The organism is Stenotrophomonas sp. PS02297 (assembly GCF_029959705.1).
Classification (GTDB): Bacteria; Pseudomonadota; Gammaproteobacteria; order Xanthomonadales; family Xanthomonadaceae; genus Stenotrophomonas; species Stenotrophomonas nitritireducens.
Genome location: NZ_JASCOS010000077.1, coordinates 1 through 17396, shown reverse-complemented (window position 1 = coordinate 17396; position 17396 = coordinate 1). Strand labels below are relative to the sequence as shown.

The 17396-nt window shown below is 65.7% G+C and carries 18 protein-coding genes and 1 riboswitch; of the genes, 2 read left to right on the top strand and 16 right to left on the bottom strand.

What is annotated here, in order from left to right:
* Positions 1–57: 57 nt before the first annotated feature.
* The 3 genes from QMX80_RS13630 to gcvP all read right to left on the bottom strand — a co-directional run bounded on the left by QMX80_RS13630 (position 58) and on the right by gcvP (position 3770).
* Positions 58–486 carry a type II toxin-antitoxin system death-on-curing family toxin gene (locus QMX80_RS13630; protein WP_273085254.1) on the bottom strand — a complete coding sequence of 143 codons (429 nt, stop codon included), beginning with the start codon at positions 484–486 and terminating at the stop codon, positions 58–60.
* Between the two features lie 7 nt (positions 487–493).
* Positions 494–715: an AbrB/MazE/SpoVT family DNA-binding domain-containing protein gene (locus QMX80_RS13625; RefSeq protein ID WP_104939279.1), complete on the bottom strand. Its 222-nt coding sequence runs from the start codon at positions 713–715 to the stop codon at positions 494–496.
* A gap of 169 nt (positions 716–884) precedes the next feature.
* A complete protein-coding gene (gene gcvP / locus QMX80_RS13620; protein ID WP_282277596.1) occupies positions 885–3770 on the bottom strand; it encodes an aminomethyl-transferring glycine dehydrogenase in 2886 nt (961 codons plus the stop codon).
* Positions 3771–3875: 105 nt separating this feature from the next.
* Positions 3876–3984, bottom strand: a riboswitch (glycine riboswitch).
* 597 nt (positions 3985–4581) lie between these two features.
* On the opposite strand from gcvP, the gene QMX80_RS13615 reads away from it, so the two are divergent.
* Positions 4582–5805, top strand: a complete 1224-nt coding sequence (locus tag QMX80_RS13615) for a multidrug effflux MFS transporter (protein WP_282277595.1) — start codon at positions 4582–4584, stop codon at positions 5803–5805.
* An 83-nt stretch (positions 5806–5888) separates the two neighbouring features.
* Positions 5889–6305 carry a hypothetical protein gene (locus QMX80_RS13610; RefSeq protein ID WP_282277594.1) on the top strand — a complete coding sequence of 139 codons (417 nt, stop codon included), beginning with the start codon at positions 5889–5891 and terminating at the stop codon, positions 6303–6305.
* 69 nt (positions 6306–6374) lie between these two features.
* On the opposite strand, the gene QMX80_RS13605 is transcribed toward QMX80_RS13610, so the two are convergent.
* The 13 genes from QMX80_RS13605 to QMX80_RS13545 form a co-directional block, all read right to left on the bottom strand.
* Positions 6375–6680 (bottom strand): hypothetical protein, encoded by a 306-nt coding sequence (locus QMX80_RS13605; RefSeq protein WP_282277593.1) that lies wholly within the window; start codon positions 6678–6680, stop codon positions 6375–6377.
* A 418-nt stretch (positions 6681–7098) separates the two neighbouring features.
* Positions 7099–7365, bottom strand: coding sequence for a hypothetical protein (locus QMX80_RS13600; protein ID WP_282277592.1), 267 nt, complete (start codon positions 7363–7365; stop codon positions 7099–7101).
* Between the two features lie 70 nt (positions 7366–7435).
* Positions 7436–7750: a hypothetical protein gene (locus QMX80_RS13595; RefSeq protein WP_282277591.1), complete on the bottom strand. Its 315-nt coding sequence runs from the start codon at positions 7748–7750 to the stop codon at positions 7436–7438.
* 81 nt (positions 7751–7831) lie between these two features.
* Positions 7832–8200, bottom strand: a complete 369-nt coding sequence (locus QMX80_RS13590) for a hypothetical protein (protein WP_282277590.1) — start codon at positions 8198–8200, stop codon at positions 7832–7834.
* A 61-nt stretch (positions 8201–8261) separates the two neighbouring features.
* Positions 8262–8534, bottom strand: coding sequence for a hypothetical protein (locus QMX80_RS13585; RefSeq protein WP_055764306.1), 273 nt, complete (start codon positions 8532–8534; stop codon positions 8262–8264).
* A 79-nt stretch (positions 8535–8613) separates the two neighbouring features.
* Positions 8614–8925, bottom strand: a complete 312-nt coding sequence (locus QMX80_RS13580) for a DUF5076 domain-containing protein (RefSeq protein WP_282277588.1) — start codon at positions 8923–8925, stop codon at positions 8614–8616.
* Between the two features lie 71 nt (positions 8926–8996).
* The gene (locus QMX80_RS13575) at positions 8997–9605 is read right to left on the bottom strand and encodes a DUF6680 family protein (protein WP_345782383.1); all 609 of its coding nucleotides are present in this window, start codon (positions 9603–9605) and stop codon (positions 8997–8999) included.
* A 556-nt stretch (positions 9606–10161) separates the two neighbouring features.
* Positions 10162–10569: a hypothetical protein gene (locus QMX80_RS13570; protein WP_282277586.1), complete on the bottom strand. Its 408-nt coding sequence runs from the start codon at positions 10567–10569 to the stop codon at positions 10162–10164.
* A 102-nt stretch (positions 10570–10671) separates the two neighbouring features.
* The gene (locus QMX80_RS13565) at positions 10672–12669 is read right to left on the bottom strand and encodes a M2 family metallopeptidase (RefSeq protein WP_282277585.1); all 1998 of its coding nucleotides are present in this window, start codon (positions 12667–12669) and stop codon (positions 10672–10674) included.
* A gap of 350 nt (positions 12670–13019) precedes the next feature.
* A complete protein-coding gene (locus QMX80_RS13560; RefSeq protein ID WP_282277584.1) occupies positions 13020–13454 on the bottom strand; it encodes an EamA family transporter in 435 nt (144 codons plus the stop codon).
* Positions 13455–13664: 210 nt separating this feature from the next.
* Positions 13665–15320 carry a phosphoethanolamine--lipid A transferase gene (locus QMX80_RS13555; RefSeq protein WP_282277583.1) on the bottom strand — a complete coding sequence of 552 codons (1656 nt, stop codon included), beginning with the start codon at positions 15318–15320 and terminating at the stop codon, positions 13665–13667.
* Positions 15317–16084, bottom strand: a complete 768-nt coding sequence (locus QMX80_RS13550; RefSeq protein WP_282277582.1) for a phosphatase PAP2 family protein — start codon at positions 16082–16084, stop codon at positions 15317–15319. Before QMX80_RS13550 ends, QMX80_RS13555 begins: the two co-directional genes overlap by 4 nt.
* A 101-nt stretch (positions 16085–16185) precedes the next feature.
* On the bottom strand, positions 16186–17396 hold a 1211-nt coding region (locus QMX80_RS13545), incomplete at its 5' end, for a hypothetical protein (RefSeq protein WP_282277581.1).

The window sequence follows — 17396 nt, the reverse complement described above, 5'->3', positions numbered from 1 at the left end:
AGGAAGAACGGCTACTGAGGTTCGTGGTGGGCTGAGGCGCGACGCAACCGTCGCGCCTCAGCCGGCGTAGTTCGCGCGCGGTTCCTGCACGCGGCCACCGGCATCGATGCGGATGCGCGGGCGTAGCCAGGTGGCGAATTCCGCTTCGGTGGTGGAGCCTTCGGCCAGGCGCAGCATGGCGATGTATTTCTCTTCGTCGGTCGCGGCCAGATGCCCGTCGTTGAGGGCGATGAACACGCGATAGCAGACATGCGCGGTGCGCTTGTTGCCGTCGACGAAGGGGTGATTGCGCGCCAGGCCGAAGGCCAGGCTGGCGGCAAGATCGGCCAGGTCCGGCGGCGGGTCGCCATAGGCATGCAGTTGCTGCGCACGGGCGAGCGCGGAGTCGAGCAGGGTGTCGTCGCGTACGCCGCTGCCGCCGCCATGTTCGGCGAGCTGGCGGTCGTGGATGGCCAAGGCCAGCGGCTTGCTGATCCAGCGGATCATGGCCGCCTCACTGTGCCAGCTTGTGCAGGACCTGCCGGTCCTCGCGCATGATCGCCTCGGCCACTTCCATCTGCGCGGCAAGCTCAGGATCGAAGACGGTCAGGCGGATGCCGTCGGGGGTCTCCAGCGCATGGAGCTCGTCACCCTTTTCCAGGCGCAGGCGCGCAAGCAGCTCCTTGGGCAGGATGATGCCGGACGAATTGCCGATGCTGGTGATCTTGAGTTTCATGGCGGGATTCCGCGATTGTTATAACGAAAGTTATCACTAGGGGGCGGGCTGGGCAAGCGGATGGCAGGGCGCGTCGGTCGCAGGCGTGCGCTCCCGCCGGTAGTGCCGACGTGGAAAAGAAACGGCCCGCTTGCGCGGGCCATTTCTTTTTCCGTCTGTCTCGACCGGATCAGGCCTCGACGTCGTCCTTGTAGGCATCCACCGGGATGCAGGCGCACATGATGTTCTTGTCGCCGTACACGTTGTCCACGCGCGCCACCGGCGGCCAGTACTTGGACTGCTTCAGCGACGGCAGCGGGAACGCCGCCAGCTCGCGTGGGTAGGCGTGGGTCCACTCGCTGGCCGACACCGCGGTGGCGGTGTGCGGGGCGTGCTTGAGCGGGTTGTCCTCGCGGTCCAGGCGGCCGTCCTCGATCGCCTGGATTTCGGCGCGGATCTGGATCATCGCGTCGATGAAGCGGTCCAGTTCGTACTGCGATTCGCTCTCGGTCGGCTCGACCATCAGCGTGCCGGCGACCGGGAAGCTCAGGGTCGGGGCGTGGAAGCCGAAGTCGATCAGGCGCTTGGCCACGTCCTCGGCGCCGATGCCGGAGGTCTTCTCCAGCGGACGCACGTCGAGGATGCACTCATGCGCCACCAGGCCGTTGCGGCCGGTGTACAGCGTGGGGTAGTGCGCGGCCAGGCGTTTGGCGATGTAGTTGGCGTTGAGCAGGGCGACCTGGGTGGCCTTGCGCAGGCCGGCCGCGCCCATCAGCGCGATATACATCCAGCTGATCGGCAGGATGGAGGCGCTGCCGAAGGTGGCGGCGCTGACCATCGCGCCGTTGCCGGTGCCCTGCGTGCGCAGGCCGTCCTTTACCAGCGCGCCCGGCAGGAACGGGGCCAGATGCGACTTGACCGCGCACGGGCCGACGCCCGGGCCGCCGCCGCCATGCGGGATGCAGAAGGTCTTGTGCAGGTTCAGGTGCGACACGTCCGAGCCCCACTTGCCGGGCTTGGCCACGCCGACCAGGGCGTTCATGTTGGCGCCGTCGGTGTACACCTGGCCACCGTGCTTGTGGATGATCTGGCAGATCTCCACCACCTCTTCCTCGAACACGCCATGCGTGGACGGGTAGGTCATCATGATCGCGGCCAGGCGGTCGCTGTACTTCTCGGCGTTGGCGCGGATGTCCTCGACGTCGACGTTGCCGTTGGCGTCGGTCTTGGTGACCACCACCTTCATGCCGCACATCTGCGCCGAGGCCGGGTTGGTGCCGTGCGCCGAATCCGGGATCAGGCAGATGTCGCGGTGGCTCTCGCCGCGCGAGGCATGGTAGGCGCGGATCGCCAGCAGGCCGGCGTATTCGCCCTGCGCGCCGGAGTTCGGCTGCAGGCTCACCGCGTCGTAGCCGGTGCACTCCACCAGCATCGCTTCCAGCCCGTCGATCAGTTCCTTGTAGCCCTGGGCCTGGTCGGCCGGGGCCAGCGGGTGGATGTTGGCGAACTCCGGCCAGGTTACCGGAATCATCTCGGCGGTGGCGTTGAGCTTCATGGTGCACGAGCCCAGCGGGATCATCGTGCGGTCCATGGCCAGGTCCTTGTCGGCCAGCGAGCGCAGGTAGCGCAGCAGCTCGTGCTCGCTGTGGTGGGTGTTGAACACCGGGTGGGTCAGGAACGCGGACTGGCGCACCAGGGCGGCCGGCAGCGCGTCGGCGGTGGTCGCGTCCAGCGCGTCCACGTCCACGCTGGCGCCGAACACCGCGCCCAGCGCGACGATGTCCTCGCGGGTGGCGGTCTCGTCCAGGCTGATGCCCACCGCTTCGCTGTCGATCACGCGCAGGTTGATGCCCGCGGCCACGGCCTTGGCCTGCAGCGCGGCGGCGTCGACGTTGCGCACGTGCAGGGTGTCGAAGAAGTGCTCGCCCACGTCCACGCCGTTCTTGCGCAGCGCCGCGGCCAGCAGGGCGGCCAGGCGATGGGTGCGGCGGGCGATGCGGGTCAGGCCTTCCGGGCCGTGGTAGACGGCATACATCGAGGCCATCACCGCCAGCAGCACCTGCGCGGTGCAGATGTTGGAGGTGGCCTTCTCGCGGCGGATGTGCTGTTCGCGGGTCTGCAGGGTGAGGCGGTAGGCCGGCTTGCCTTCGGCATCGACCGACACGCCGATCAGGCGGCCCGGCATCGAGCGCTTGTAGGCGTCGCGGCAGGCCATGAACGCGGCATGCGGGCCGCCGAAACCGAACGGCACGCCGAAACGCTGGCTGTTGCCGACCACGATGTCCGCGCCCCATTCGCCGGGCGCGGCGATCAGGGTCAGCGCCAGCAGGTCGGTGGCCACTGCGACCAGACCCTGGCGGGCGTGCACGGCCTCGACCAGCGCCTTGTGGTCGCCGATGTGGCCGAAGCTGTCTGGGTACTGCAGCAGCACGCCGAAGGAATCGGCTTCCAGCGCTTCGGCCGGGGTGCCCACGCGCAGCACGATGCCCATCGGCTCGGCGCGGGTGCGCAGCAGTTCCAGCGTCTGCGGGTGCACCGCGTCGTGCACGAAGAACACGTCCGACTTCGACTTGGCCGAGCGCTTGGCCAGGGTCATCGCCTCGGCGGCGGCGGTGGCTTCGTCCAGCAGCGAGGCGTTGGCGATTTCCATGCCGGTCAGGTCGGCGACCATCTGCTGGAAGTTGATCAGCGCTTCCATGCGGCCCTGCGAGATTTCCGCCTGGTACGGAGTGTAGGCGGTGTACCAGGCCGGGTTCTCGAGGATGTTGCGCAGGATCACGTTCGGCGTGTGGGTGCCGTAATAGCCCTGGCCGATGAAGCTGCGCAGCACCTTGTTCTTGCCGGCGATGGCGCGAATCCTGGCCAGCGCCTGCACTTCGGTCAGCGACTCGGGCAGGGCCAGCGGGGCGGGCGACTTGATCGCGCCCGGGACGATGGCGTCGGTCAGCGCATCGAGCGAGTCATGGCCGACCACGCGCAGCATCTGCGCGATTTCGGCATCGTTGGGACCGATGTGGCGGTCGACGAAGGCGGAGGCGTGTTCGAGTTCGCGCAGCGAAGGCGTGTTCTGGGGCATGACGGACGTCCGGAGAGTGGCGTGCGGGGCTGGGTCGGCGAGCCCATCCGGTCCGGCAGCAGTTCCGCGCACGCGGCACCACGGCCGGCAAGCCGGCGGCTCGCCTCGTGCCCCTCTGTCCTTTTGCCTGAGAGTTTGGAAGGCGCGACCTGCGGGTCGCGCGCCTCGTGCACCTTCGGCGCCGGATTGAACCGGTCTCTCCAGAGTTTTGACGCAGGTGGTATCGGGGCCTGAGCGATTGCGGGCGTTTGCGCCTTCGGCAGCGATGAACCGCTTCTCCCACCGTGTAGCGCGCTGATTATAGCGGTTGGCCCGGCTGGGCGGTGCCCGCTGCGGGAGCCTTCTCCCTCCGGGGTGAGAGCGTGTGGTTTGCGAGGTATTGGCTCGCACATGCCTGAACGCGCGGCGGGTTGCGCCCGGCGGGGGGGGGGGCGAAGCGAAGTGCCCCGCAGGGGCGGACGCGGGGGCGCTGCAAGGAATTACGGGAACGCGATGATGGACACGTCGCCACGCACCCATGTGGGAAGCAATCGGGATGCCATGGCTTCAGGTGGTGCATGCGCTCCACCCCGGCCCTCGGCTCCACCCCCGCCTCGCATCCTGGCCCACGCCAGCGGAGTGGGCGTTCGAACGCGCGCGTGCCTTCTCGTCCCAGAGTGAGGGCGGCTTCCCCGCATCGGCATTCAGCTGCGCGCCTACCGGCGGCAGGTCCACCCCTCTATCATGTGCAGCCTTCCCGTTTCCTCCCGGCGCCGCCCGCACAGGGCCGGCGCCCGTCGTGCGTCCTCGCGCACGCCCCGCCGGATACCCCATGACCACCGCTTCGCCCTCCACCCGCCGCCTGGCCCTGTTGCTCGCCGGGCTGTCCATGTTCGGGCCGTTCTCCATCGACACCATCTTCCCGGCCTTCCCGCTGCTGGCGCGGGAACTGGCGGTGGACGAGGTGGCGGTGCAGCAGACTGTCAGTGTCTACCTGCTGTTCTATGGCCTGATGAGCCTGGCGCATGGCCCACTGTCTGATGCCTGGGGGCGCAAGCGGGTGATCCTCGGCGGATTGGTGCTGTTCGTCGCTGCCTCGGTCGGCTGTGCGCTGTCCACCCACCTGGGCACGCTGCTGGTGTTCCGCGCGCTGCAGGGCGTTTCTGCCGGCGTGGGCATGATCGTCGGCCGCGCGGTGATCCGCGACCTGTACCACGGCCCCGACGCGCAACGGCTGATGAGCCAGGTGTCCATGATCTTCGGCATCGCCCCGGCCATCGCGCCCATCATCGGCGGCTGGATCCTGCTCGGCGGCGGCGACTGGCCGCTGATCTTCTGGTTCCTGGTGGTGTTCTCGCTGCTGCTGCTTGCCGCCACCGCGCGCTGGCTGCCGGAAACCCACCCGGCACAGGCGCGCACCGCGCTGTCGCCGCGCGGCCTGCTGCGCGATTACCTGCGCATCGGCTTCAACCCGCGTTTCCTGCGCCTGTCGCTGGCCGGCAGCGTCAACTTCGGCGGCATCTTCCTGTATATCGCCTCGGCGCCGGTGTTCGTGATGCAGCACCTGCGCCTGGGCGAAGGCGGCTTCGCCTGGCTGTTCATCCCCACCATTGGCGGCATGACCACCGGCGCGTTCCTGTCCGGGCGCATGGCAGGGCGCACCTTGCCGGTGCGGCAGATCGGCATCGGCTTCGCCTGCTGCGCGCTGTCGGCGGTGCTGAACATCGCCTATGCGGCATCGGTGGAGCAGTTGCAGCTGCCGTGGGCAGTGTTGCCGATATTCCTCGGCGGCCTGGGCACCGCGCTGATCTTCCCGGTGCTGGCGCTGGCCGTGCTGGACATGTACCCCCAGCAGCGCGGCCTGGCCTCGTCGTTGCAGGCCTTCGTGCAGCTGATGATCAGCACCGTGGTGGCCGGCGTGATCTCGCCGCTGCTCAGCGGCCGGCCGCTGCACCTGGCGCTGGGCATGGCCGGCTTCATGCTGCTGGGCTTCGCGTTCTGGTACTGGGAACATCGCCGCGAGCGCCACCTGGCCGGCCCGCACATGCATATCTAGGCCCGGCGTCCATTTCCGCATCACTCCACCTGCGTCACTCTCCCCCTACCGGCCACCAAGGCCGTCATCGGAAGCCTGCAACCATGTCCATCCACTCCAAGGGCCGCCGCGAGGCGAAGAAGAAGCTGGCCGAGCGCGAGCGCAACCAGGCCGCCGCCAACCCAGCGCCGAAGGCCACGGTGGAACCGCACGCCGAACTGCGCGACCAGCAGCGCACCCTGCTGGCCGGCATCGTCCGCCGCGACGGCGAATGGGTGCTGGGCATGGACGGCAAAATCGCTGGCGAAACCCCCAGTGCCGCCCGCGTGCTGGCGCTGATCATGCAGGCCGCCGAACTGCACGAGCGCAGCGGCACTCCCGTGCGGCTGATGTACTCCGACGCATTGAAGGATGCCGCCCATGCCGAAGCAGCGGAGCAGGGCATCGACTTCGACACCTGGAAGCGCAACCTGGCCGCGGAGCTCGGCATCGGCGCGAAGGACGCCACGGCCACGCATTGAGTTATGTCGGGGCGTGAACGGACAAGGGCGCCGCGGGGCGCCCTTGTCGTATGAGCAAGGCGTGTTGAATCAGCCCGGATGGAACAGGTACAGCGCGTACAGGACAAATGCGGTACCCAGCACGCCATGCACGGCGAGGCCCCGGCGACCCTGCAGGATCGATGCGGGATGCCTTGAATGTACGATCCACGCCAGCCCGGCGGAGTGCGCCAGCAGCAGGCCGACAGGCCAGAGCGACAGGTAAAGCAGAATCACGACGCCATCCGGACCGGTGCCATCGCCGTGATAAACCGGTACATGCGTCACGGCGACGATTGTCCAGGCAGCCAATGCCAGCATGCTGATGACGAAGCTGATGCCGTAGTAGAGGAACACGGTTTGGGTTTCCTGCAGGGATGCTTCGGCACTTTACCGGCCTGCGGCGAAAGAACCCATCGCGCCCCGTGCTGCGACGGCCGTCTTGCTAGCCGGCGTACGAATGCGGTTGACGAAAAAACTGGTCGATTGGTCGACACTGCGGAACCGGCACGCGGACCGGTTGTTTTTACCCGGGAGCGGGGGGGATTGCTCTCGTACACGTTCGCTGTATATCCGCCTGCGAGGTCACTGGCTGCGGCATGCGGGCTTTATCGCAGGCGAGAAGGTGAGCATGCACATTGAAGATGGCTGCATCACGATCGTTCCGAGCCCGGAGAGATGATCTGCGATGTCGGGTGGGCAAAACATGTTTTGTCCACCCGCACTACTCCGTAACCAAGCTGGTCCGCGAGGCGGATTCGGCTTGAGCGAACGGTTAGGTTCCAAGTCCGTTGCTCGCGAGCAGGCGGGCCAGCACGTAATAGCCGAAGTTTGCCAGCTCTTCCTCCGGGAGTGCAGCCAAGTCCTCAAGGGTGCCAGGTGGGTAGTCCTTGAAGGTCACCAAGCTTTGGTACGCCCAAGTGCCTGGCTCTTGGCCCTTGCGAGTGTCGTCAAGTACCACCCTCAATGAACCATCAGGTAGCACCGCCAAGCTGCATAGAACAGCTATGCTTTTTGTTGGCGCAGGCTGGGAAAATTCCATGATACTTGGCGCCTGAATTAAGCCGCGCCGCGAAGCGGTGTCGGCTTGAATGAATTGTTAGATGTGTACATCAAGGCAATGCCTCAGCTGTGCTCCAGAGCGTGTCGTATGCGGATACCGACTTGTTGCACTGTTCCGAGAGTTGCTGGACAGACATTCCGAGTCTTGCAGCCTCTACCTCCCAGAAGCGAAGCACAAATGCCTCACCGCCCTCCATGCGAATGGTCTTTTGGAACTGAATCATTGAATCCATGATGCCGCAGGCACCGGTCATCTTTCCGATTGCCAGAATGCCTTGGGCCGACAAGTCATCCTGTGCGGAGGCTGGCATGCCAAGAGCAAGCGAGGTAGCGGCAACGACGATGAACTTGCTTGCGGTTTTCATGATCATCCCCTGGCGCCTAACTCCGGAATTAAGTCGCGCCACGAAGCGGTGTCGGCTTGGATGAACTGTTAGGTGGTGAACTCATTTCACGTACTGGTCCCAGTTATCCAGCAGTACGGCGGGAACGCAGTACCCGCCTTCGGGCTGCATACTAAACGGAGGTAGCTCGAAGTAGGTATAGCGGCCTCCGGCCTCATTGCAGTTCATGCCGTTCGGCAACTCGAATCGAATAATACGGACGGTATGGTTGGGGCAGATGTCACTACATTTGTACTCAACAACTACGTCGACGCCCCGCAGACTGCCCAGGATCTTGGGTGGTTGGTCGTAGAGCCTTTTGTCATAGCCAGTGGACGCATAGTTGAGTACTCCGCTATCAGTTAGACGCGGCCCGCATCCAGCAAGGCCGACTAGCGTCAGGCCAAGTCCAACCCCCTTGAAAATACGCATCATTGCCACCTAACTCTGGAATTAAGCCGCGCCGCGAAGCGGCGTCGGCTTGAATGAATTGTTAGGCATCAAGCCGACACCAGAATGCCAGCGAGTACCTGCCCATGTCGATTGACTCCCAATCAGAGGACTCATGAATTGGCATCTTAAGGACGATTGTGTTGAGGTCAACATGAGTTGGGAACTCTGAAAGAACAATATCCGCCGCTTCTTGCCCGAGCTTGTGAGTGATTTTGAACAGCGGGGAAAAGCTTGAGAGCTCGGCAGCACCTACGCGAAAGCTGTCGCGGGTCAGCAGTTCGTCACCTTCAAAGAGGGCTAAGTCAACGCGCACAGATCCGTCCTTTGATGCCTAACGCCTGAATTAAGCCGAGCCGCGAAGCGGCTTCGGCTTGAATGAATTGTTAGACCTGCTACCCGTGACCATGACTAAAGGCGCCTTTGGCATCAAATGTGGGGTTGCCCAGCTCGTCGTGGAGTGATTCCAGGATGGCTGCAATGGTGTCGGGTGCAGATTGGCCGTACTGCTCCTGGAGTGCATTGGCGATGTGGCGGATGGTGTCAGCTAGGAAGATGCCCCATGCCGGGGCCTCCTCACGACCGTTGTCCTGCCATAGGCCGATGTTAATCGTGCAGTGCTGCCCGTGCTCAGCGATCCAAGCGCTGAGCATTTGGATGGAATTGTCATCGCGCTGTGCGGCGGGTGGGATTACGAGAGGTTTCATAGCAGGTCTAACGCCTGAGTTAAGCCGCGCCGCGAAGCGGTGTCGGCTTGAATGAATTGTTAGGTTGCACGCTAGTCATCTTTAACTTTGACTGTAAGCGACCCGTCACCGTTTAAAGCAGATCGTAGCGACTGATGCAAATCAATCTGTGCTTTCAATGCGTCTTCATCAATTGGAAAGCTGGTGACATTCATGCTTAGGGGGCTTGCTCCGGAAAGAACATCAATGGCGAGACGGCGCAGCCTTTCTTGTTCCTCCTCAAGGCGACCATGAGCCACGGGTGAGTAGATGTGCTTTTTTAGCTGGACGCGGTCAAAGGTAAAGTCAACGTCAACTGCAATTGCGTTTAGCAAGTTGACAAAGAGCTCTTCTCCGCGTGCTCTCCAGTTCGCCGCTTGATCATCCTCAAATTTTGTTTCAAGGTGGTCCAGGTACTCTCGCCAAGAGTTCAGCACCGTCTGCTCCCGCTTAGATCGACGATGTATCCCTAGAGCTCTATGACCATAGAACGTCAGGTCAATCATGTTGAGCGCTTGCACGTGCTCAGTGCTTAGACGAGCTGCGCGCGTTGCCATTAAGGTGTGGAATACCCAGAGCTTTCGCTGTCTTCTCTCGCGAATACGCTCAATCGTCTTCTGAGCTTGTACGGCAAGAATTGGGCCGAGTAGCGTGGCAGAGATGATGCGCGCGTTGCCATTAAGGTGTGGAATACCCAGAGCTTTCGCTGTCTTCTCTCGCGAATACGCTCAATCGTCTTCTGAGCTTGTACGGCAAGAATTGGGCCGAGTAGCGTGGCAGAGATGATGAGTGTGTTTGCTATTTCCATCATATCCCCCTGATGTGTCCGTGCAACCTCAACGCCTATTGGACCGCCTAAACGCGGTGTAATGCGGATCATGGCTGACTTCCATTGGGCTGGCAATGCGTGGCTTTCCCTTTCTGCATCAGTTGCTTGGAGGGCTCTTGAGCGATTGGGTAGGATGGTTTTGCTTCGGCGTTATACCGCAGGAATGCTGCTGTAACGAATACACCTGCTGGCCCGTGGGTGTAACGCGGATGCGACGTAACCGGATTGCCGTGCAGGTCAGCGTGGCTGGATGCAGAAAAGCGAAGGGCGCCGTCAGGCGCCCTTCATGTTCTGGTTTTGCTCCGGCTCCATGATGCGCCGGTGTTGCGATATCAACCTGCCAGTTGCATCGGCTTTTAACCGTTCACTTCAATCGGGGGCGGCGGCGCCTACACCGACGAGAGCAGCTGGAAAATCGGCAGGTAGGCCGACAGAAAAACCAGGGGCACGCCGCCGAACAGCGTGAGCAGTCCGAGCACGCCTGCGGCGATCGGGCGGCGGGCCTTGCTGGGCCAGGACAGCCGGATCAGGATCACGAGAGCCGGGGCGCACCAGATGGCGGGGTAGAAGCGGGTGGTCAGGCGGGTGAGCAGCGGCAACTCGTTGCCGGACAGGCTGAAGGCGGTGAAGGTGTCGGAGAACTGCGGGAAAACCCATACGCCGATCAGGGTGATGGCGATGGCAGCGACGATGCTGGAGATCAGGCCGGTGAGCAGCCAGATGATTCCCCGCGAGTGTGCCGGTGTTGCTGGGGCAGGGGAAAGTCCGGGAGATCTGCTTGCGGAAATATCGGTCATGGGCAGTGTTTTAAGGTCATGTCGAGATATGGGGCACGCGCGGGTTTCATTTGAACGAAGGGCGCCTTGAGGCGCCCTTCGTCTCCACGCTTCAACCCGGCTTTACGGCGCCGCCGGCTTCACCGGCTGCGGGGTGCCCGCCTGCCACCCGCACATCTGCCCTTCGTTCTGCTGCTTGAGCCATTCCTGCAGCGGGGCGAAGTATTCCAGCATCGGCGCGGCGTCGAGTTTCTCGGTGCCGGTCAGTTCCTTGAGGGTGGCCTGCCATGGCTGGCTGGCGCCCTTGCTGAGCATGGCCCAGTACTTCTGGCCGGCTTCCTTGTTGCCGTAGAAGGTGCACTGGTTGAGCGGGCCGGTATAACCGGCGGCGTCGCACAGGCCCTTGTAGAACTGGTACTGCAGGGTGCGCGCCAGGAAATAGCGCAGGTACGGGGTGTTGCCCGGCACGTGGTACTTGGCGCCCGCGTCGAAGTAGTCCTCGCCGCGTGCGCTGGCCGGGGCCACGCCCTGGTACTGGGCCTTCAGTTCCCACCACTTCTGGTTGTACTGCTCGGGCTTGATCGAGCCGTCGAAAACGCCCCAGCGCCAGCGGTCGATCATCAGGCCGAACGGCAGGAACGACACGCCGCTCAGCGCCATGCGCATCTGCGCGTTGATGGTGGCCTCGTGGCTTTCCTGCGGCTTGTCGACCAGGCCGATGGAGTTGAGGTACTGCGGGGTCATCGCCAGCACGATGGTGTCGCCGATGGCTTCGTGGAAGCCGTCGTTGGCGCCGCCCTGGAACAACGGCGGCAGCGGGTTGTAGGCCAGGTCGTAATAGATGTGGCCGAGCTCGTGGTAGATGGTGGTGAAGTTTTCTTCGTTCGGGGTGATGCACATCTTGGTGCGCACGTCCGCGCCCACGTCCTTGCCGTCGCCGCCCATGTTCATGTCCCAGGCGCTGGCGTGGCAGACCACGTTGCGGTCCAGCGGCTTGATGAACTGGGTGTTCTGCCAGTAGCTGGGCGGCAGCTTGGGCATGCCCAGGGACACGTAGAAGTCCTGCGCGCGCTCGGTCATCTGTTTGGCGGTGGCCAGTTCGGCCTCGCGCTGGGCCTTGAAGCGGGCGGCGACGTCGGCGTTGGCGCCGGCCTTGGCCAGCGCCGCGCTCAGGTTGCCCTGGTGCTGCTTCTCCAGCGCGGCGGTGATGTCCAGGCTGCCGGCGCCGGGGTAGGGCTGCAGCTGGTCCCACAGGTTGCTCCAGTCCTGCTGCCACATGTTGCCGGTCAGGTGCGCGGCGATCAGGCCGCCGCCGACTTCGGCCTTGTCCTTGCCGTATTCCTTGTCCAGCTTGGCGCGGGTGTAGCAGTGCAGCTGTTCGTACAGCGGCTTGACCTGCACCCACAGGCGGTCGGTTTCCGGGCCGACCTGCTCGGCCGGCATGTCGTAGCCGGCGCGCCACATCTGCCCGGCATCGGTGTAGCCCAGTTCGCGCGCGCCTTCGTTGACCAGTTCGACGAAGCGCTGGTATGGCTTGCGCGAGGCCACGGCGGTGGAGTGCCAGCCCTGCCACGCGTCGAGCTGCTTGGCGTAGTCGTGCGAGCGCGCCAGCACCTGTTCCAGCTCACCGAGCTGGCGGCAGTTTTGCGCATCGCCTTCGCCGGTGCAGTAGGTGCCGGCGCCGTAGTCGCCTTCCAGCTTGGTGGCGATGGCGGCCAGTTCGGCCAGCTTGGCCGGGTCGCGCGGGGCCGGCATGGCGGTCATCAGCTTGAGCAGGTGCAGGGCACGCCTGGTGTCCTCGCTCATCGGCTGGCCTTCGTACTTGCCGGCCTGTTCGATCCAGCCGTTGAGCGTGGTCAGCCAGCGCTCGTTGGCCTTGGCCGCCACGCGCGCGGAATCGTCGTTGATGTAGGTGGACGAGAGCCACTGCGCCGAGGTCATTTCCGGGTACATGGCCTTGTACTCGTCGTTGACCCGGGCGATGAACTGGTCGGCGCTTTCGGCCGGCGCGGCCTGCGACGCTGGTGCGGCGGTGTCGGTGGCGGCTTCCTTGTTGCAGGCGGCCAGCGACAGCACGCCGGCGCTCACGGCGAGGGCCAGCAGCAGATGACGTTGTTTCACGCGATTCCCCGGTGGTAGTTGACCGGCGAAGGCTAGAGGGCCGCGGCGGTCGCGGCAAGAGGCGAGGAACGCGTGGAGAGGAGCGAGACGGAGGCAGGGCGATCTGCGTCTTGTAGAGCGGGGCAACGCCCCGCTGGGGCTTCACCGGGAAAGGCCCGCCGGGCGTCGCCCGGCGCTACAGGGCGCGGCCGTCGTGTAGAGCGGGGCACCGCCCCGCTGGGGCTTCACCGGGAAAGCCCCGCCGGGCGTCGCCCGGCGCTACAGGGCGATGCGGTCTTGTAGAGCGGGGCAACGCCCCGCTGGGACTTCACCGGAAAGCTCCGCCGGGCGTTGCCCGGCGCTACAACACCTCAGCGCTTGAGGGCCATCAGCAGCACGCCACCGCCGATCATCGCTACGCCCAGCCATTCGCGCCAGGCCAGGCGTTCGTGCAGGAAGGCAAAGGCGAATACCGCCACCAGCACCACGCTGAGCTTGTCCACCGGCGCCACCTGCGAGGCCGGGCCGCGTTGCAGGGCGCGGAAGTAGCACAGCCACGAGGCGCCGGTGGCCAGTGCCGAGAGCAGCAGCCAGAGCAGGGTCTTGCCGGGCAGGGCCAGTGGGTTGCTCCACTTGCCGGTGGCGGCCACGAATAACCCCAGCACCGCGACGATGGCGACGGTGCGCAGCAGCATCGCCAGGTCGGCATCGACCTGCTGCAGGCCGAGCTTGGCGAAGATCGCGGTCAGCGCGGCGAAGGCGGCCGACAGCAGGGCCCAGGGCAGCCATTGCGGGAAGGTGGCCATGGTGGTTCTCCGGGGGGCAGGCGGATCATCTTGCCACCGAAGGAGCGCACTTCAGTGCGCGATGGGGCTTCAGCGGGGTACTGGCAGCAGGCTGTCCGCAAAGAGCGGCAATGACGCTTGGAAAACACCGACTGTTTTTGCTTCCTCTGCGGACAGGTGTTCCGGCAAGGCCTCATCGTGCATTGAAGTGCGCTCCCGCGAAGGACGGTTTTATCCCCCGCAACCGGCGAACAGGTCGCGGTCGCGCGCGTAGACCGAGGTCCCGACCTGCATCAGCCCCAGCACCGAGGGGAACAGGTTGTCCTGGTCGGTACGGCGGTGCGCGCGGTCGCGCAGGCATTGCAGGTCCAGGCCGCGGTCGGCGGCGAACTGCGGCGAGAACCACATCACCATCGGCACGCGGGTCTGTTCGTCCGGCGCGATGGCATAGGGCACGCCATGCAGATACAGGCCTTTCTCGCCCAGCGATTCGCCGTGGTCGGAGAGGTAGATCATGGCCGTGTCGTAGTCGTCCAGGCCGCGCAGGGCGGCGATGGTCTGGGCCAGGAAATGGTCGGTGTAGCGCACCGCGTTGTCGTAGCTGTTGACGATCTGTTCGCGGCTGCATTTGCCCAGGTCCGCGGTGTCGCAGGTCGGCGCGAACTGGCGGAACTGCGCCGGGTAGCGCTGGAAGTAACTCGGGCCGTGGTTGCCGAGCTGGTGCAGGACGACGACGCGGTCGCCCGGCTTGGCGCGCACCTGCGCGGCGAGGTCGTCGAGCAGGATCTCGTCCATGCAGCGGCCGTCGGCGCACAGGCCGGGCTTGGTCGCATCGTCCAGGCGCTGGATTTCCAGGCCTTCGCACACGCCCTTGCAGCCGGACTGGTTGTCGCGCCACAGCGTGGCGATGCCGGCGTGTTCGAGCACATGCAGCAGCGACTGGTGGGCGCGGATCTTCTTCTCGTCGTAATCGTGGCGGCCGAACGGCGAGAACATGCAGGGCAGCGAGACCTCGGTACTGGTGCCGCAGGAGTGCATGTCGGGGAAGTTGATCACGCCGGCCTGCGCCAGTTCGGGCGTGGTCTGGCGGTCGTAGCCGTTCAGGCCCCAGTTCTGTGCGCGCACGGTTTCGCCGACCACCAGCACCAGCAGGCGCGGCCTGCTGCCCGCTGCGCGAGGGGTGGCCTTGGCGTCGGTGCCGAGCGGCAGCTTGGGCTGGTTCTTGATCGGGTTGGAGGTGACCAGGTTCTGCTTCAGCGCGATCAGGTAGTTCACCGGGGTGGCCAGGTAGCGCACCTCGCGATGGTTGCGCATCAGCGCCGACACGTTCTGGAACGAGGCCAGCGTGCCGGCGCCGGCCACCATCACCACGCCCACCAGGAACAGCAGGCGCCACAGCAGGGTGCGGCCCCAGCCGCGGCGGCGCAGGCGCACACGCCACAGCAGCACGCATGGAACCAGCGCGTAGCCGAGCAGCGGCAGGAGCAGCGCCGGTGTCATCAGCTCGCGCGATTCCTTCTGGTCGGTGGCCAGCACGTTGCGCAGCATGTCCGCGTCCAGGTAGACGTTGAAGCTGTTCATGTAGTGCGTGGCGAAGGCGGTGGTGACGAACAGGACCGTCAGCAGCACCTTGGCGTTCCAGCGCCACACCAGCAGGCCGAGCAGCAGGGCATGCACGCCCATCAACAGGGCGAACAGCGACAGCGCGAACAGCACGCTGCCGGGGTTCGTGGCCATGGCGTCGCGCCAGAACAGGCCGTTGCAGACCAGCGCGAAGAACGCGCTGGCCAGCAGGATCAGCGTTTCGGTAGTGATTTCCGGGCGCCACCGGCGCAGCCGCGCGAATGCGGTGGTCGATGCGGGCAGGGGCGGGGAGGCGGCGTTCATGCGCGAGCTTCTTCCTTGAAGGGGGTGGCCTTGGCCGGCGGGAACATCAGCAGGTAGAGCAGTACCGCCACGGTCCAGCTGACCGCCAGCGACCACACATCATGCGAGAGGAAGTGCGCGCCGCGCAGTTGCTGGGAGATGCCGAACACCAGGCCGGTGGCCACGGCGACGGCCAATGCCGCCCAGCGCCATTGCGGGCGCATCCGCAGCGCGAAGAAGTACAGCGCCACCCAGCCATAACCGGCACTGGCATGGCCGGCCGGGAAGCAGGCGGCATGGCCGAGCATGACCGGGCGTGGCTGGAACAGGCCGATGAACGGACGCAGGCCGCCGTAGCGCTGCAGGTCCCAGGGGCAATCCATCTGGGTCATGGATTTGAGCAGGGCGACCATGCCGGTGGACAGGCCCACCGCCAGCAGCAGGTACAGCAGCGGCATCCGCAACGGCTTCCAGCGGGTGTCGAAACAGGCGCGCAGCAGGGCCAGCATCACCAGCAGTGCGGCGAGGGTGCTCAGGTTCTTGCCGCCGCGGTGGATCACATGGCTGGTCCACCAGGAATCCTTGAGCGCCCATTGGCCGCCCTCCCAGCGGTAGAACAGGTCGGCCAGCCACTGGTCGCCATTGCCGGCCATCAGTACCGCGCTGGCGGCCAGCGCGATCAGCAGGGGAATCAGCAGGTGGCGGCCAAGAAAGCCGCGCCGGGTGGCGGCGAGCCCGCCGACCGGCAATGCATAGGGAGCAGGCGAGGAAGGAACGGCAGGCACAGGAGCGGTACGCCATCGACGGTGAATGGCGGCATGGTCGGTCCCGGCATGTCGGAGACTGGTCGGAGGCGCGTCGGCAGGACGTTAATGCCACACCGGGTTCAGTCGTCGTTGGTTTCGTCCGGCGTTTCGGCGACTTCGCCGTGGCTTGCGGCCACGCAGGCGGTATCCAGCGCGGTGCCCGGCAGCAGCTGCCATTCGTTGCGGTTGGCGCTGCCGATGTCGATCACCCGTGCCGGGTCGGCGCAGGGCGTCATCGCCTCCTTGAGGACGAACAGCCAGCGCCGCTCCGGAGCGGCCGCCACCCATTGCCCGGCCAGCTCCCACTGTTCGGACCAGGGGCGCTTGAAGCCGAAGTCCGCCGCCTGCGGATGGGTCTGCAGCAGGTTCTGCTCGCGCCAGGCGACCATGCCCAGTTCGCCGTCGCCGATGCGCTGGCGTGCCTTTTCCATGACCGCGGCGGCCGAACTATAGGGGTCCAGCGCCGGCATCAGGCCCAGTCCGTACATCGCCCACAGCAGCACCGTGGCCAGCACCGCCGCCAGCCCGGCGCGGCGCAGGCGCAGCGTTGCCACCAGCGCCAGCGCGGCGATGCCGAAACCCAGCAGCCAGGCGCCGACCTGCGGCAGCACCCACGGGTCGATCGCGCGCTTGGCCGCGTTGCGTTGCGCCCAGCCGTCGCCGTGCAGCGCGCCATAGCCGATGGCCAGCGTCGCCACTGCCAGCAGCAGCACGTATGCCAGCAGCGCCCAGCGCACGCCGGTGCGGCGCAGCAACCCGGCCAGCAGCGGCGCGGCCGCCACCGCCAGCGCCGGCAGCATCGGCAGGATGTAGACCTCGCGCTTGCCCGGGCTGGCGCTGAAGAACAGCAGCACCAGCAGCGCCCAGCCCAGCAGCACGATGTAGCGCGGATCGGCGCGGCGCAGGCGGCGCCACCAGGCCGGCACCAGCCACGGCAGCAGCAGGCTGCCCGGCAGCCACAGCGTAGCGATCACCTGCAGGTAGTACCAGGCCGGCTGCTTGTGGTGCCAGGCGTTGGCATAGCGGGTGCCGGTCTGCTTGAACAGCAGTTCCTGCGCGTAGGACTGCAGGTGCGGGTCGGGGTTGTGCAGCAGGGCGATGCCCAGCGGCGCCAGCCACACGCAGGTGCCGGCGATGAACAGCGGCAGGATCAGCCACCAGCCCCAGCCGCGCCCGGCGCCGGGCGCACGGGGGTGCCGCCAGCGCCAGGCGGCCCAGGGCAGCAGCGCCAGCAGCGGCAGGAACCCCACGCCCTTGGTCACCGTGCCCACGCCCGCGGCGAAGGCGCCCA

Bases quoted from the DNA above. Each gene is read 5' to 3' on its own strand.
- QMX80_RS13595 (WP_282277591.1), bottom strand. From the start codon at position 7,750: ATGAAAACCGCAAGCAAGTTCATCGTCGTTGCCGCTACCTCGCTTGCT.
- QMX80_RS13610 (WP_282277594.1), top strand. From the start codon at position 5,889: ATGTCCATCCACTCCAAGGGCCGCCGCGAGGCGAAGAAGAAGCTGGCC.
- QMX80_RS13555 (WP_282277583.1), bottom strand. From the start codon at position 15,320: ATGAACGCCGCCTCCCCGCCCCTGCCCGCATCGACCACCGCATTCGCG.
- QMX80_RS13560 (WP_282277584.1), bottom strand. From the start codon at position 13,454: ATGGCCACCTTCCCGCAATGGCTGCCCTGGGCCCTGCTGTCGGCCGCC.
- QMX80_RS13630 (WP_273085254.1), bottom strand. From the start codon at position 486: ATGATCCGCTGGATCAGCAAGCCGCTGGCCTTGGCCATCCACGACCGC.
- gcvP (WP_282277596.1), bottom strand. From the start codon at position 3,770: ATGCCCCAGAACACGCCTTCGCTGCGCGAACTCGAACACGCCTCCGCC.
- QMX80_RS13600 (WP_282277592.1), bottom strand. From the start codon at position 7,365: ATGGAATTTTCCCAGCCTGCGCCAACAAAAAGCATAGCTGTTCTATGC.
- QMX80_RS13615 (WP_282277595.1), top strand. From the start codon at position 4,582: ATGACCACCGCTTCGCCCTCCACCCGCCGCCTGGCCCTGTTGCTCGCC.
- QMX80_RS13625 (WP_104939279.1), bottom strand. From the start codon at position 715: ATGAAACTCAAGATCACCAGCATCGGCAATTCGTCCGGCATCATCCTG.
- QMX80_RS13570 (WP_282277586.1), bottom strand. From the start codon at position 10,569: ATGACCGATATTTCCGCAAGCAGATCTCCCGGACTTTCCCCTGCCCCA.
- QMX80_RS13590 (WP_282277590.1), bottom strand. From the start codon at position 8,200: ATGCGTATTTTCAAGGGGGTTGGACTTGGCCTGACGCTAGTCGGCCTT.
- QMX80_RS13580 (WP_282277588.1), bottom strand. From the start codon at position 8,925: ATGAAACCTCTCGTAATCCCACCCGCCGCACAGCGCGATGACAATTCC.